This is a genomic window from Vibrio sp. EA2, assembly GCF_033042495.1.
Lineage (GTDB): Bacteria > Pseudomonadota > Gammaproteobacteria > Enterobacterales > Vibrionaceae > Vibrio.
This window is the reverse complement of sequence record NZ_JAWLID010000001.1, coordinates 500,348-514,230: the sequence shown is the minus strand read 5'-3', so window position 1 is coordinate 514,230 and position 13,883 is coordinate 500,348. Positions and strand designations below refer to the sequence as shown.

14 protein-coding genes are annotated in these 13,883 nt (G+C 44.9%); 9 read left to right on the top strand and 5 right to left on the bottom strand.

Going from position 1 to position 13,883, the window contains the following annotated elements; translation table 11 throughout:
• Nucleotides 1-26 precede the first annotated feature (26 nt).
• From fdhD to RXX31_RS02300, 4 genes are all read left to right on the top strand, one after another.
• Nucleotides 27-857: a formate dehydrogenase accessory sulfurtransferase FdhD gene (fdhD, locus tag RXX31_RS02315; protein ID WP_317587475.1), complete on the top strand. Its 831-nt coding sequence runs from the start codon at nucleotides 27-29 to the stop codon at nucleotides 855-857.
• A gap of 166 nt (nucleotides 858-1,023) precedes the next feature.
• A complete protein-coding gene (locus RXX31_RS02310; RefSeq protein ID WP_317587474.1) occupies nucleotides 1,024-2,286 on the top strand; it encodes a hydroxymethylglutaryl-CoA reductase in 1,263 nt (420 codons plus the stop codon).
• 242 nt (nucleotides 2,287-2,528) lie between these two features.
• Nucleotides 2,529-4,088, top strand: a complete 1,560-nt coding sequence (locus RXX31_RS02305) for a DUF1800 domain-containing protein (RefSeq protein WP_317587473.1) — start codon at nucleotides 2,529-2,531, stop codon at nucleotides 4,086-4,088.
• Between the two features lie 9 nt (nucleotides 4,089-4,097).
• On the top strand, nucleotides 4,098-5,423 hold the full coding sequence (locus RXX31_RS02300) for a DUF1501 domain-containing protein (protein ID WP_317587472.1): 1,326 nt from the start codon (nucleotides 4,098-4,100) through the stop codon (nucleotides 5,421-5,423).
• A gap of 85 nt (nucleotides 5,424-5,508) precedes the next feature.
• Here the strand turns inward: RXX31_RS02300 and RXX31_RS02295 are convergent, their stop codons facing one another.
• Complete coding sequence (locus RXX31_RS02295) at nucleotides 5,509-6,603, bottom strand: ketoacyl-ACP synthase III (protein ID WP_317587471.1); 1,095 nt, start codon at nucleotides 6,601-6,603, stop codon at nucleotides 5,509-5,511.
• 167 nt (nucleotides 6,604-6,770) lie between these two features.
• Between RXX31_RS02295 and trxC the strand changes: the two genes are divergently transcribed.
• Together trxC and RXX31_RS02285 are read left to right on the top strand one after the other, a co-directional pair.
• A complete protein-coding gene (gene trxC, locus RXX31_RS02290; RefSeq protein ID WP_317587470.1) occupies nucleotides 6,771-7,205 on the top strand; it encodes a thioredoxin TrxC in 435 nt (144 codons plus the stop codon).
• 175 nt (nucleotides 7,206-7,380) lie between these two features.
• Nucleotides 7,381-8,541 (top strand): MFS transporter, encoded by a 1,161-nt coding sequence (locus RXX31_RS02285; RefSeq protein WP_317587469.1) that lies wholly within the window; start codon nucleotides 7,381-7,383, stop codon nucleotides 8,539-8,541.
• A gap of 52 nt (nucleotides 8,542-8,593) precedes the next feature.
• On the opposite strand, the gene RXX31_RS02280 is transcribed toward RXX31_RS02285, so the two are convergent.
• Nucleotides 8,594-8,965, bottom strand: a complete 372-nt coding sequence (locus RXX31_RS02280; protein ID WP_317587467.1) for a nitrous oxide-stimulated promoter family protein — start codon at nucleotides 8,963-8,965, stop codon at nucleotides 8,594-8,596.
• Nucleotides 8,966-9,111: 146 nt separating this feature from the next.
• Here RXX31_RS02280 and RXX31_RS02275 point away from each other — a divergent pair, with 146 nt between their 5' ends.
• Nucleotides 9,112-9,303: a DUF2986 domain-containing protein gene (locus RXX31_RS02275; RefSeq protein ID WP_317587466.1), complete on the top strand. Its 192-nt coding sequence runs from the start codon at nucleotides 9,112-9,114 to the stop codon at nucleotides 9,301-9,303.
• Nucleotides 9,304-9,359: 56 nt separating this feature from the next.
• On the opposite strand, the gene RXX31_RS02270 is transcribed toward RXX31_RS02275, so the two are convergent.
• Complete coding sequence (locus tag RXX31_RS02270) at nucleotides 9,360-10,109, bottom strand: siderophore ferric iron reductase (RefSeq protein WP_317587465.1); 750 nt, start codon at nucleotides 10,107-10,109, stop codon at nucleotides 9,360-9,362.
• A gap of 397 nt (nucleotides 10,110-10,506) precedes the next feature.
• Between RXX31_RS02270 and RXX31_RS02265 the strand changes: the two genes are divergently transcribed.
• Nucleotides 10,507-11,838 (top strand): anaerobic C4-dicarboxylate transporter, encoded by a 1,332-nt coding sequence (locus tag RXX31_RS02265; RefSeq protein WP_317587464.1) that lies wholly within the window; start codon nucleotides 10,507-10,509, stop codon nucleotides 11,836-11,838.
• A gap of 116 nt (nucleotides 11,839-11,954) precedes the next feature.
• Here the strand turns inward: RXX31_RS02265 and RXX31_RS02260 are convergent, their stop codons facing one another.
• Complete coding sequence (locus RXX31_RS02260) at nucleotides 11,955-12,443, bottom strand: NYN domain-containing protein (RefSeq protein WP_317587462.1); 489 nt, start codon at nucleotides 12,441-12,443, stop codon at nucleotides 11,955-11,957.
• 120 nt (nucleotides 12,444-12,563) lie between these two features.
• Here RXX31_RS02260 and RXX31_RS02255 point away from each other — a divergent pair, with 120 nt between their 5' ends.
• Nucleotides 12,564-13,004, top strand: coding sequence for a DUF4174 domain-containing protein (locus RXX31_RS02255; RefSeq protein WP_317587461.1), 441 nt, complete (start codon nucleotides 12,564-12,566; stop codon nucleotides 13,002-13,004).
• Here the strand turns inward: RXX31_RS02255 and cobA are convergent.
• On the bottom strand, nucleotides 13,001-13,771 hold the full coding sequence (gene cobA, locus RXX31_RS02250; RefSeq protein ID WP_317587460.1) for a uroporphyrinogen-III C-methyltransferase: 771 nt from the start codon (nucleotides 13,769-13,771) through the stop codon (nucleotides 13,001-13,003). The two genes, RXX31_RS02255 and cobA, sit on opposite strands and share 4 nt — an antisense overlap.
• Nucleotides 13,772-13,883: the final 112 nt, after the last annotated feature.

Below are 13,883 nucleotides of genomic sequence, written 5' to 3'. Positions count from 1 at the left end.
ACGAGCGTGGTGTATGAGGTGATTTCATGAGATGTACCACTCAATCTTACTTTGAACTGTCGGATTTTAATCAGGCACCGCCTCAGCCAAACGCGTTTAACTATCGTGAAATGAAAGATGGTCGTCCTTTGCAGCAAACTTCGCTTGCCAGTGAATCGGCCCTAGCGATTAGTTATAACGGCATTAGCCAAGCCGTAATGATGGTGACACCGGGGCATTTAGAAGATTTTGTTAAAGGGTTCAGCCTTAGCGCAGGAATCATCAACGACTTTAAAGAGATTAAAGATATTGAAATAGGCGGTGACCATGAATCGCATTACGCGGAAGTAGAAATCAGCAACCGAGCGTTCTGGTCCTTAAAAACTCAGCGAAGAAACCTTGCAGGAACAACCGGGTGCGGAATATGTGGCGTTGAAGCGCTAGAGCAAGCTTTGCCTGATTTAGAGCCACTGACTCCTTCACTTCCCCCTCGTCCCGATGCCTTCGAAGGGTTACGCGAGAAAGTTGCTTTACACCAAGATGCCGCGCGTGAATCCGGTGCGCTACATGCTGCACTGTTTGCAGACTTACAGGGAAATATCTTGGCCTGCCGAGAGGATATTGGTCGTCACAACGCGTTAGATAAACTTATCGGCGCACTGGCTAATAATCACATCGAACCACAAAGTGGCTTCGCGATCATGACTAGCCGTTGTAGTTTAGAGTTGATCCATAAAGCGGTACGTGCTCGAATCCCTACATTAGTTTGTTTGTCAGCGCCAACCGCATTAACCGTGGAATGGGCACGTAGAAATCACCTCAACCTGATTCACTTACCAAAACAGGGAGCACCAAGACTTTATAGCCCAGCACCATAATCATGGCTTGGTATGTTGGAGACGGTTATTCTATACAGCAACATAGCAAACCTATCGCTTATTAACACGGATTATCCGTGGTATTTGTTGCAAAACGTATAATCAACGTTGTAATCAAGGCAGCAATCACTACAATCTCTGGTTCGATTTTTCAGTGAACGTTTGTATGCCGAAGTTAAACCTAGATAGTACCGCCCAAAACTCCGCTCTTTCTGATATTGAGACCAGTAGTAAAATCCAATCCGCTCTCGAACCAAAATTTCACCGGTCAGAAAAACGTCTTTGCTTAAGCCCTAGGTTGTCACAACAGCACTTGTCACGTCGCTGGGCTGCACTGGAGAACATCACTGACAAAGATCTTCTTCTCGATGGTTTTACTCAAGAACACTGCGAATCGTATTCAAGTAATATCGAGCACTTTATCGGAACGGTAAATGTGCCTGTTGGTATAGCCGGCCCCCTGCGGGTAAATGGATTATATGCCAATGATGATTACTTAGTACCACTCGCGACAACCGAAGCGGCTCTGGTGGCCTCTTACAACCGTGGTGCCAACTTAATTACGGCTGCTGGCGGTGCCAGTGCATTGTTACTTAGTGAGGCCGTGAGCCGTACGCCAGTGTTTGGCTTTAATAATTTGGCTGAAGCGGGACAGTTTGTGGGCTGGGTGACGACTCAGTTCGATACCTTTTGTCAGATTGCAGAGTCGACAACGTCGCACGGAAAGCTCAAAGACATTAACGTTAATATCGAAGGCAATCATGTCTATTTAGTTTTTGAGTATGTCACTGGTGATGCCTCTGGTCAGAATATGGTGACCATAGCGACTAACCAAGTGTTCCATCATATTTTAGCGGTCAGCCCGGTTAAGCCAGTTCAAGCTTTTCTCGATGGTAACCTCTCGGGTGACAAAAAGCCAAACGCGCATACTCTGCGGTCTGTACGTGGTAAAAAAGTCTCTGCAGAAGTCACGATTTCTGCAGAATTAGTCAAGAAGTACCTGCATACAACGCCAGAATCAATGGCTAAGTTTACCCACATGAGCACCGTGGGTGGTTTATTGAGTGGCACGATAGGCGTCAATGCTCACTACGCGAACGCACTCGCAGCCTTATATATTGCATGTGGTCAGGATGCCGCTTGCGTCGCTGAATCTGCAGTTGGGATTACTCGAATGGAAGTCGATGCAAAAGGCAATCTATACGCTAGTGTTACTCTGCCGAATATTATGGTAGGCACCGTTGGTGGCGGCACAGGGCTGCCAACACAAAAAGCCTGCCTGGATATTCTCGGTTTGCATGGAAACGGAAAAGCCAAAGCCCTTGCCGAAGTCACTGCTGCGTTATGCCTCGCAGGTGAACTCTCTATTATTGGCGCATTTTGTGCGGATCATTTTTCCCGAGCTCATCATAAGCTGGCAAGAAAATAACACCATGTAGCCAGAGAAACTTCTCTGATACGTACTCTCCCACAGCAGAAAATCATCCCGCCCTATTTTACTCGGTACTCGTTGGTCTTTCTCAAGCAACGAGTACCTGGAACTGACTCATCCTCAATTACCTAAAATAGTACTAATTTCATCCAGAACGCTTTTTACAGGTGAATTGCGCCCTCTATACTCGCTCACTAAGTTAATTGATTTACACTCTTTCTTAGGTAAGCGAGTCATTGATGGTACATCAGAAAAAGAATCGAATTTCTTATTGGTTATTAGGGGTGTTCATATCACTCATTGTTTCGATACAACCTGTTTATTCAGGCAGTGAAACATCCGACGATATTGCCCGTATTCTCTATCAAACCACTTTTGGCCCAACCCCGGCACTCATTGAGACAGTCGAAAAACAGGGTATCGAAAGCTGGGTCAAACAACAGATGCTTCTCCCTCCAACTTATCACCAGTCCCTTTATAACACGCCGTTTTCTAAAGGCGATCAAGCTAATCGTGAAAACGCCTGGTACCAGATCGTCATCACTTCTGATGACCAGCTCAGGCAAAGAATGGCCTTTGCACTCAGTCAGATATTGGTGGTTTCTCGTTATGGTGGCGTTCTTTCAGGCAAACCCGCCGGTTTAGTCAACTATTACGATGTGCTGATAAAGCATGCATTTGGTAATTATCGGGATCTGCTATACGAAATCGCGACGCACCCTGTGATGGGTAACTACTTATCAATGATGGGAAGTGCTAAAGAGAACCCGTCTACAGGCGCATTACCAGATGAAAACTTTGCCAGAGAGCTCATGCAACTATTCACGCTCGGTCTTTATCAACTTAACCCCGATGGCAGCGCGGTTGTGAACAAGATTACAGGTAAACCTGTCCCGACTTACACACAAGACGACGTTCAGGAACTGGCTCGTGCGTTAACTGGGTGGAAGAACAGCGATACTGAGTTTGTGAAAACCATGCAAGTCGTCAGTAGCCTGCATGACTCCGGCGAAAAATCGATCCTGGGTACAACCATTCCAGCGGGGCTTACTGGTCAGGAGGAACTGTCCCGAGTCATCGATATTTTAATGTCTCACCCGAATATCGCCCCATTTATATCGAAACGGCTGATACAACGCTTCGTCACTTCCAATCCAAGCCCTGAGTACGTAACCCGTGTTTCTGCGGTGTTTAATGATAATGGCAAAGGGGTTAAAGGCGATCTGAGTGCGGTGATTAACGCGATATTATTTGATAAAGAAGCGAGGCTGAAGCCTGAACGTCAACCCGAAAAAGTGAAAGAACCTATTTTGGTTTTAGCCAATTTTCATCGGGCAGCGGGCTTTACCTTGAAAGGCGCAAGATATGATGACGCGACGACGGTTATGAATATCGCAAACCAAGGACCACTGCGCGCGCCTTCTGTATTTAACTTCTACTCTCCTGGTTATCAACCATCGAGTGAATTTATGCAGTCTTCAATGGTGTCACCAGAATACCAGTTGCTCAACTGGTCAGCCTATACCGACATCGCGAACTTTATGCTCAACGATATCCGTAACGGAGGGGATACTACTTACTCCCTTAACCTTGATGAGCTCTATTCCCTGCTTGACGACCATGCAGCACTCGTTGAACGAATCAATGAGCGTTTCTTTGCAGGCACTGCATCTGCCGAATTGAAAGCACTCATGCTTAACGTGCTCGACGATTATCAATCTGAGTATGTCCCAAAAGCCAAACTCTCAATCGTTATCTTCACCGCCCTTTCAGGTGAAGAATTTTATCTTCAGTACTAGGAGTGAACGATGGACCATTCACGACGTGATTTTATAAAAGGGTCAGTCTCACTAGGCGCTTTTGCATCAATGGGATTGCCAGCCTATTCACTCGCTTCGCCAGGCAACGACTTCCGCGCCCTTATTTGTGTTTATCTAATGGGTGGAAACGACGCTATTAATACGATCCTGCCACTGTCAGACTTTCACTATAAACAATATGCTGATGTGAGAGGTGCTCTTTCCGTCGCCAAGGAAACAATCGTCCCAACCGGACTGAATGTATTGGACGCAAACCGGAGAAAGGTGCCGCTAGGTTTACACCCACAGCTTGGCACGCTTTCATCAGTTTTTGAACGTGGCGACGCCAATATTGCCGTCAATAGCGGCATTCTCGATCAGCCGCTCACCAAACAATCCATTGACTCTGGGGAGTTACCTCTGCCCGATCAGTTGTTCTCTCACAACTCTCAAACCGATTCTTGGCTACTCGGTGGAATGGAAGCATCACGTAATTTGGGCTGGGCCGGGCGTATCCTGGATGTATTAAATTCAAATGCTCAAGTTTCCCCTCTCTACAGTGTGTATGGAGAATCGCTTTGGTTGAGAGCGATGGAGCATCGACAGACGGTATTGAAAAAGGACCGTGCCGTAAAACTGTCCGCGTTAGACAATCTTGTCTATAAAGGGATTTATGAACGCTTATTGTCTGACAGTGCGAATAACCCCTTTAGTGAGCATTTTCATTTAATGATTAATGAATCAATGACGATGAGCCAGATCCTCGCGGATCAATTGAACCAAATAGAAGACTCGCCACTGTTCACCTCTTCAGATCTTGGCAAACAGATGCAAACCGTATTTAAGCTTATTGCCAGTCAGAATGATTTGAACCAAAAACGTCAAATATTTTTTGTCAAACACAACGGTTATGATCTTCACGACTCACAACTCGCAAGACATCCCGTATTGTTGGAGGATTTGGCCACCAATTTGCTCGCCATGTACCAGTCAGTCGATAAGCTAGGGCTGAGCAAAAGTGTCACCTCTTTTACGATGTCGGATTTTGGGCGTCGAATGACAAGCAATGGCAACGGCACCGACCATGGTTGGGGTGGACATCAATTGGTGTTAGGTGGTGCGGTCAACAGCAACCAGCCTATCGGTACGTGGCCCGAGTTAGTTCTGGGTGGTCAAGACGACTACTCGAGAGGCAGGCTCATTCCAACAATAGCCGCCGATCAAGTCAGCGCAACTCTAGCGCAATGGATGGGGGTCAGCGATAATTCGGCGTTGGAATATGTCTTCCCAAATATCCGCAACTTTGCCGACGCTAATCTTGGTTTTATGTCCTAAGTAAGGGACATAAAAAATGGACAACAAAAAGGGAGCGGATTTGCTCCCTTGTTCAATCATTCCCTTGGTATTTGATAACAATCGGTTACGCTTCGTTACGGCGACGCTCGTTGCAAAGTCGGATTGCACGTTCTAGTAGTTCCAGTGCTGACTTATCGCACTCAGGTAATGCTGCGTCACTTTCAGCAATTGGCGTTACGCGGTCACCCCATTTAAGAACAGCAGCACCCCATGTTAGACCAGCACCGAAAGCAGCCAGAAGTAAGTTATCACCTGGCTTGACTCGGCCTTGCTCTAACGCCTCACACAATGCAATTGGCACTGTCGCCGCTGAGGTGTTGCCATAGTTATGAATATTTACAAACGCTTTATCTTGTGGAATTCCCGAAAGGTCACACAAGGTCTGGATAATTCGAATATTAGCTTGATGCGGAATCACAACATCGATTTGTTCGGTAGTGAGGTTAGACTCTTTAAGCACGTTTTTCGCTGCTAAACCCATGCCCTTCACTGCGCGTTTAAAGATCTCCTGTCCAACAAAATTGAAATCCCAGAAACCGTTATCTTCGGCAAAGCGATCCATACAAGAGCCAAATTTAGGCACAGCAAGTATGTCACGCCCTTTTGCATCACAGCCAATTTTAGATTGCAGCAGACCAGTTTCTTTCTCAGTTCGAGATAATACAACCGCACCTGCGCCGTCACCAAACAAGACTGCGGTATCACGCATTGCCCAGTCGATGAAAAAAGACAGCCTTTCAGCACCAATAATAATGGCGTGACGGTAATTTCCGGACTGAATCAAACGGGTGCCCGTTTCCAGACCATAAACAAAGCCGGTACAGGCCGCATTTAGATCAAAAGCAGCCGCAGCACGAATGTCCAGGTTTTGCTGAATCTTAGATGCGATATTAGGGATTAGGGAATCAGGCGAACATGTCGCGACAATAATCAGATCAACTTCGCTTGCATCGACACCAGCACGAGCTAACGCGTGCTTTGCAGCTACGGTAGCCATGTCAGAGGTGTTTACGTGACTAATGCGGCGGTTTTCGATGCCAGTGCGCGAGCGAATCCACTCATCAGAGGTATCAAGGAAAGTACTAAGATCATCGTTAGAAAGTACAGTTGGTGGTACACATTTTCCCCAACCTGTAATTTCAGCGTAGTAATTTGACATCACAGACCTATTTATTGTTGTAATTTAATTAAGTTTCTTAGAACCTAGATAGGTTCAAATAAAAACTTGCCAGTTAGCAGCAAGTCCAAAGTAAAGAAAAAATTATACGCTTTATGGAGCTGACTGATAAGTCAAGTTTTCACAAAGTTGTCATAAAGGAAGAAGTCATGTCATCGTTTAAAACTCGCTGCCCATCTTGTGGCGGTTTAAATCGTGTACCTAACGAACGTGTTGCAGACAATGCAACCTGTGGTAAATGTAAAAGCCCCCTATTAGATGGTGCACCTATAGAAGGCACCGTGGAAAACTTTTCCGCACTATTACAAAGCCCTACGCCAGTCGTCGTGGATTTTTGGGCACCGTGGTGTAATCCATGTGTCGGTTTTGCACCTGTTTTCTCTGATGTTGCAGAGGAAAAAGCAGGAACGGCTCGTTTTGTAAAAATTGACACAGAAGCCCAACAACAACTTGCGGCGCAATTTGGCATTCGCAGTATTCCAACCATCATGGTTTTCAAAAATGGACAGCGTGTTGACATGATCAATGGAGCGCTGCCTAAATCACAGTTCGAACAGTGGTTAAATCAAGCGGTTACTAAGTGACCTATCAAGCCAGCTGCCTCTTTTAGCTGGCTTTTTATTCCGCAAAATCCCACCTATTTTTGATAAAGAACATTTGTCGATACGACTCAAATTTATCGTTTTACTTGTAAAATAATTAGCTTCATATTCGCGCCCATAAACTACCTGAAAAATATAAACTAATAGGCGCAAAGCAGTGGAAAACCAAGCTTTACTTCCAACATCACCACGTATCACTGTTCCTGTCATCGCATTATCTCTATATGCGGTGGCTTCTGGCTATTTAATGAGCTTGATACCTTTAATGCTTGCTGAGTACAACATTTCTGCCGACTACGCGAGTTGGCTGGCAAGCGTGTTTTATGTTGGTCTATTAATTGGGGCACTGTTTTTTGAGCGCATCGTACGCACAACAGGTCACCGTAAAGCGTTTATCGGTTGTTTGGTGGTATTCTCGTTCACGATCGTCGCCCTACCTGCATTTGCAAACGGTTTAGTATGGTTATTGGCGCGTTTTATTGCGGGCATGACCGTAGCGGGTGTTTTTGTGATCGTGGAATCATGGCTAATGTCTGGCGATGAAACGTCAAGAGCAAAACGCCTGAGCTTGTACATGCTCTCTCTGTACGGTGGATCAGCGTTAGGCCAATTCGGTATTGGTATACTTGGCGTGAGCGGCGGTGTTCCGTTTATCGCGATCACGACGTTAATTTTAATGGCGATACTGGTACTTAAATTCATTGATTGCGAGCAACCAAATAGCCACGAATCAACAGCGTTATCATTCAAGCAGATTACAAAACTCAACCATGCAGCTATCATCGGATGCATTGTTTCTGGGTTAACGCTTGGTGCGATATACGGCCTGATGCCTCTTGAGCTTGTTAATCGCGATATCAGCCATCAGCAAGTAGGCACATTGATGGCATTAGTGATTTTAGGCGGTATGGCAATACAACCACTAGTAACGATGTTGAACAAGTACATGAGCCGCATCATATTAATGGCGCTTTTCTGTCTGGTTGGGATGTTTTCGATTGGTCTGACATTTATTTCTTCATCAACCGAAGTGTTAGCAGCAGCGCTTTTCTTGCTAGGAGCGGCAACGTTCGCCCTCTACCCAATTGCAATTAACCTTGGTTGTGAAGGACTCGAAGACCGTTTTATTGTTTCCGCAACTCAAGTGATGCTGTTTAGCTACAGTGTTGGTTCAGTTGCCGGCCCAGTTGTAGCGGACAGCTTCATGGGTCAGCTACATGGATTGTTAGGTTACCTATTTGCCGCTTTGGTCGCGACATGCCTATACATGTTACTGGCTGCGAGTAAAACAAAACGCCAAATGGCAACAGGGCTCTAATCGATACTAGCCAAAACCAAAATGTAAAAACGAGAGCAACATGCTCTCGTTTTTATTTACTCCGGCGCTTATAGCGATTCGATACGTTCGTCGTTGGTTTTTCTGGCACCTCTCGCTTTTCATGCAGCAAATGCCTAATCGCTAATATGGGATGTTTCAACAGCATTCTTGGCCCAGAATAACGCATGACCAAACGCATTTGCTCTTTTGGCTCAGGCTTATAACAGTGGATTGGGCATTTGTTACAGGTTGGTTTATCCTCACCGTAAGGACAGCGATCAAGACGCATCTCAGCGTATTCAAGCAAATCACGGCATTCAGAACAAAGCTCATTGCTACCATGATGAGCCCGACAATACACCTCTACCATCGCTTTGACGGTTTTAAATTCAGTGGCAAGTTTACCGAGTAAAATATCGCTCATTGTATCAGCCAAATTAAAAGTTTGTTTACACTCAATAGATACGTAGACAGCCGCATAGTGGTCAGGGCTTTAACAAGGAATCCATTAAAGTTGTAACTTGGTGGAAAAATCACTATCCTGCCTCGCTAAATTAAAGGACCAGCACCATGAACCGCAAGAAAAAAATCAATCAGATCTTAAAATCAAAACAGAAGAAACAAAACGCTAAGCTGCATAAGAGTAACAAGCCACGTTACATCTCAAAAGCAGAGCGTGCCAAAATGGAAGCTGAAGAACAAGACCAATTGGCTGAGTCGCCTGTACAAAGTGCAAAAACGGAACCTAGTGACGAAGCATAAAAGAAGCCGCATAACAGCGGCTTTTATGTAGCAAGAGAAAATATAATAATTATCAATTAGCTAAGTTGATCCTTATCACTTTTTACCGCTATTAGCTGTTTATTTTCCGCCAATCTAGGGCAGTTATCGCAAAGTTTTCTACCTTCACATTTGTAGACCAAACAACAACTTTTTCTCACCAGTTTCAATGGTTGGGAGGCAGATTGCTCATAGAGTGAATGAACGTTATCGGTATCTAAACCAAGCGCTTCAAGCCATAGAATCGCATGCTCTCTGATCATGTCGTTGGTCAATTGTGGAAATTGCTGCTGCAGTCTAATTAAACCAGCCAAAATACCGTCTGAAATTAATTGATGCGTAAATCCGGGACGAATCCGGGTCCATTCACTCATTTGAACTTGGTAGTAGTCAAAGAGTTCTTTAATCTGGGTTCCTGCCGAACTTATCAGTGTTTTGTAATCCCCTTGGACAAGGGATTCATCTTCAAATCGATATCCAGTGACAAAACACGGCTTCACAGATTGAGCCATTGCATAAAGGTTCGGTAGCGAGTGAAGGTGATAAATGGATATCAACGCCACATACACCGGCTGCCAACATAATAAATCCCAGGTTCTCGTCAACCAATAAGCTCTGCCCGCTTCTGGAGACGCTTCAGAAAGCTGCTGGTATAAATCCTGGATAATGGGGTTAATGTCATTGTCAGTATGAATCTCGCCTTGGTTTATGCTGCCTAATTCACCATGCAGATATGGAGTTATAGCATTTGTAGTTTGGAAAAGTTGCGGAAAGAATGACTCGGACATGGCTATTCAGTTTGTTTGTATACAGGCAAACTCTTTATACTCAAACATTAATATAAATGCAAACCATTATCCTTTACATCAAGATGTAAGCTCATGAGAGTTCAGTCAGAGTTCGTTTCTACATTCCTCATTGGGACATACTTAGTTACGAAAAATCAGGTGAAATCACAACAATTATTTAAAGCGCGTCGCATTTTTACGCACTCGACAACCAAATTGTAAACACAATGAACACACATCGATAAACGCCCATTAACAGATGAAGCTTGTAGCGTGAGTTAATACTCGTTCTTAAACATTGCTGAGTGTCATATGCAGTAATGTGAACAACATAAAGTACTTTTTCCGCAAATATAGAAACAATGGAAGCAATTGTTTTTCATAAGGAAATCCACTCATGTTGTATCTAGAGTTTCTATTTTTGCTCGTGATGCTATATATCGGCTCACGCTACGGCGGTATCGGACTCGGGGTCGTTTCTGGCATCGGTCTGGTGATCGAAGTATTCATCTTTAATATGCCGCCAACCTCTCCTCCCGTCACGGTGATGTTAATCATTTTAGCGGTGGTAACCTGTGCATCGATCCTTGAAGCTGCAGGCGGTTTGAAGTACATGCTGCAAGTCGCCGAGCGCTTGCTGCGTAAAAATCCAAAACGCGTGACCTTGATTGCGCCATTTGTGACTTACTCTATGACCTTTTTGCTAGGTACTGGTCATGCGGTATACTCCATCATGCCGATCATTGGTGACGTCGCTCTGAAAAATGGTATTCGCCCTGAGAGACCAATGGCAGCCGCCTCTGTTGCTTCTCAAATCGCGATTACAGCCTCTCCTATTTCAGCCGCAGTGGTTTACTATCTGGCGCAACTGTCTGACATTCAACACGAGATCACCTTGCTTTCTATTCTGCTTGTGACTGTACCAGCGACACTGTTCGGTACGCTCCTAATGTCACTTTACAGCTTGAAACGTGGTAAAGAGTTGGAAGACGATGAAGAATACCAAAATCGCCTGACAGATCCGGTGTGGCGCGAAAAGATCTTAACCACAACCGCAACCTCTTTAGATGAAGTGCTTCCAACCAGCGCGCGTAATTCCGTACTCATGTTCATTTCAGCAATCTTGGTTATTGTTGTTATCGCGATGTGGCCTGAAGTTCGTACGATTGTCGATGGCGAAAAACCAATTAGCATGGCTGTCGTCATCCAAATGATGATGCTCTGCTTTGGCGGTATTATTCTTCTGGCAACAAAAACCGATCCGCGTAAAGTACCTGATGGTGTTGTTTTCAAATCGGGTATGGTGGCTGCCATTGCAATCTTTGGTATCGCCTGGATGTCTGATACCTATTTCCAATACGCGATGCCTCAGTTCAAATCGGGTATTGTTGAAATGGTAACTGATTATCCTTGGACGTTCGCACTCGCGCTATTCATCGTGTCCGTAGTGGTGAACTCTCAAGCCGCAACGGCACGTATGATGCTACCAGTTGGCTTGGGGTTGGGTCTGGACCCGGCTTTACTAATCGGTTTGATGCCTGCGGTTTACGGTTATTTCTTTATCCCTAACTACCCTTCGGATATCGCAACTGTAAACTTCGATACGTCTGGTACGACGAAGATTGGTAAATGGTATTTCAACCACTCATTTATGGCGGTAGGTTTGATTGGTGTGATTGGTGCTTGTTGTTTGGGCTACCTACTAGGTCAAATCATCATTCCATCATAGTATCCGCGTTTGAATAAAAGGCGAGTCATTGTACGCAAACGTACGCCTGAAATGATTCGCCTTTTTCATTGCTGGAACTTAATAGCCGACCCTGCCAACATCCTCTCTGTTGCTATTTAAAGCAGAAAATCGTCGTCGATTTCAACAAAAGTGTCTGCACAGTCAATAAGTGTTTGCGATGTCAGTCTTGGTACGCCATAAACTGTCACTTTCTTGTTGTAACGTTGCTGGATACGCTCCACCAGCAAACTAAAGTCACCATCGCCGGAAACAAGAATAACTTCATCAACATCAGGGGCGACCTCTATTGCATCTAACGTAATACCAACATCCCAATCCCCTTTAGCACTGCCGTCGCGTCTCTGGATATAAGGTTTTAACATGACCTCAAAACCGACGCCTCGAAGGATGTGGTGAAACTGTCGTTGCTTAGGATCATTACTTGCAATCGCATAAGCCTTGGCGCTGACAACCTCTTTGCCTTGTGTGGCGACATACCAAAACTGGTTGTAATCGAAATTACTGCGGTAGGCTTCACGACAGGTGTAATAGACGTTCTGTACATCAACCAGAATCGCGATCTTTTGTTTACTTTCCAAAGTCATTTCTTTCTATACCATAGTTAGTTTGCTGCCTACCCTAAGCCAGTTTGTATAAAAGCACAATGAGCCATTTCCACTAAACTTAACGTATAAACGAGAGTGTTAGTATGTAAAGGATCAGTCATGAGTAAAACAATCATCTTGATATTACTTTTAGGGCTAGTATCACCGACCACCTTTAGCTACCCTTCTTACGCTCAGTACTGGCCACATCGCAGCGTACTCTTCTTTGCTCCTGAGAACGATGCACGCGTTAAACAATTCCTGTTAGAAACACTCATGAACGAGTGTGAACTGGAGGAACGTGACGTCGTCACTTTAGTCATTGCCGAAGATGGTTTTACGTTTCCGGAAGGAATAAAAGAGGAACTGGATTTATCTGGATTGTCGAAGAAATACAATGCAAAAAAAGGCGAATACACCGCAATTTTACTCGGTAAAGATGGTCTCGAAAAGTATCGCTGGGGCGCAGAGACCGATTGGCAAGTCATCAACGAATTAATTGATGAAATGCCAATGCGTAAACAAGAAATGCAAACACAGCATAGCCCATGTAAAATTTAAGCGTTTATCGCTTCACGGAACCACGCTAACTTGCGATGAAGCTGCGTTACACTACCAACGACAATTAAAGCCGGACTTTCAGCCTGCTCGGCCATACTGGATAGCTCTTTCAATTTACCGAGAAGCACACGTTGCTCTGGGCGGGTACCGTTTTCTATAATTGCACACGACATTTCTGGATTGATACCATGTGTAATCAGTTTATCCATGATATACCCACTCTGTTTTAACCCCATGTAGAACACCAGAGTGTTGTTGGACTGCGCTAATGAATGCCATTCAATCTCACGGCCATCTTTCTGGACGTGACCGGTAATAAACTGAACACTTTGAGCGTGATCTCGATGCGTCAGTGGGATACCAGCGTAGGCGGTTGCTCCTGCCGCCGCGGTAATGCCAGGAACCACTTGGTATTTTATTCCGTGTTCGGCAAGCTCTTCTAGCTCTTCACCGCCACGGCCAAAGATGAATGAGTCACCGCCCTTTAAGCGGACAACACGCTTACCTTCTTGCGCTTTCTGTACCAACAACTGGTTGATTTGCTCTTGCGGTACACAGTGAAAATCTAACTTCTTGCCTACGTAGATCATTTCTGCACCTGGATCCGCTAACGCCAATATGTCTTTAGAGACCAGTCGGTCATAAACCACCACCTCAGCAGATTGAATCGCTTTCCAACCCTTTACGGTGAGTAAATCCGGGTCACCCGGCCCTGCACCAACAAGTGATACAAAACCGCTGTTTAACGAGGTGTTAGTGGTCGTCATAAAATGGCCTATTGAAAAATTTAGATATAAAGAGTAACACTCGAACGTCTCAGTTGGGGCTAAAACCACTCTAAGGAGTTATTACTTTTTATCGCTAAACCTATAAAATATA

Excerpts from the sequence above, each read along its gene's own strand:
- fdhD (WP_317587475.1), top strand. The coding sequence starts at position 27 with ATGAGATGTACCACTCAATCTTACTTTGAACTGTCGGATTTTAATCAG.
- RXX31_RS02310 (WP_317587474.1), top strand. The coding sequence starts at position 1,024 with ATGCCGAAGTTAAACCTAGATAGTACCGCCCAAAACTCCGCTCTTTCT.
- RXX31_RS02305 (WP_317587473.1), top strand. The coding sequence starts at position 2,529 with ATGGTACATCAGAAAAAGAATCGAATTTCTTATTGGTTATTAGGGGTG.
- RXX31_RS02300 (WP_317587472.1), top strand. The coding sequence starts at position 4,098 with ATGGACCATTCACGACGTGATTTTATAAAAGGGTCAGTCTCACTAGGC.
- RXX31_RS02295 (WP_317587471.1), bottom strand. The coding sequence starts at position 6,603 with ATGTCAAATTACTACGCTGAAATTACAGGTTGGGGAAAATGTGTACCA.
- trxC (WP_317587470.1), top strand. The coding sequence starts at position 6,771 with ATGTCATCGTTTAAAACTCGCTGCCCATCTTGTGGCGGTTTAAATCGT.
- RXX31_RS02280 (WP_317587467.1), bottom strand. The coding sequence starts at position 8,965 with ATGAGCGATATTTTACTCGGTAAACTTGCCACTGAATTTAAAACCGTC.
- RXX31_RS02275 (WP_317587466.1), top strand. The coding sequence starts at position 9,112 with ATGAACCGCAAGAAAAAAATCAATCAGATCTTAAAATCAAAACAGAAG.
- RXX31_RS02270 (WP_317587465.1), bottom strand. The coding sequence starts at position 10,109 with ATGTCCGAGTCATTCTTTCCGCAACTTTTCCAAACTACAAATGCTATA.
- RXX31_RS02265 (WP_317587464.1), top strand. The coding sequence starts at position 10,507 with ATGTTGTATCTAGAGTTTCTATTTTTGCTCGTGATGCTATATATCGGC.
- RXX31_RS02260 (WP_317587462.1), bottom strand. The coding sequence starts at position 12,443 with ATGACTTTGGAAAGTAAACAAAAGATCGCGATTCTGGTTGATGTACAG.
- RXX31_RS02255 (WP_317587461.1), top strand. The coding sequence starts at position 12,564 with ATGAGTAAAACAATCATCTTGATATTACTTTTAGGGCTAGTATCACCG.
- cobA (WP_317587460.1), bottom strand. The coding sequence starts at position 13,771 with ATGACGACCACTAACACCTCGTTAAACAGCGGTTTTGTATCACTTGTT.